Origin of the sequence: Anaerotignum faecicola (assembly GCA_024460105.1) — a bacterium.
GTDB lineage: Bacteria > Bacillota > Clostridia > Lachnospirales > Anaerotignaceae > JANFXS01.
The window spans coordinates 1-431 of the sequence record JANFXS010000346.1; the positions used below are offsets into that span (position 1 = coordinate 1).

Here is a 431-nt window from a genome sequence, read left to right on the forward strand (position 1 = left end):
TTTGCGTCAGGGGCCCGCCTGCGAAGTGACGGCACAGTGGACCCTGCGTCTAGCTTCGCATACGAGCCCCTGGCGTAAATAGCGGGTGCAGAATTTACAGGAATTTATACAATGTTGTGCTAGCCATTTGATTTGATTTCGTGTATAATGATGACAAGCGAAATCGTTACAGAGCGCTTCGCAAAAAGGATAAGTAAACAAGAATACTAGGAGGGCGTACAGATGCCGGTAATTGAAGAATTAATCCGCACAGAGCAGGATGGAACAATCAGTTTTGGTAATTACAAATTAAGCACAAAGTCAAAATTACAGGATTTTGAGCACGATGGCGATTTATATAAAGTGAAGACATTTTATGAGATTACGAAACTGGAGCGCAACGGCATGTTCGTCTATGAGTCTGTGCCGGGAACTGCTGTGGAGCATTTTAC

1 protein-coding gene is annotated in these 431 nt (G+C 44.1%); it reads left to right on the top strand.

Annotated features, from left to right (window positions below):
* Positions 1 to 222: 222 nt before the first annotated feature.
* On the top strand, positions 223 to 431 hold a 209-nt coding region (locus NE664_14305; GenBank protein MCQ4727807.1), incomplete at its 3' end, for an endosialidase.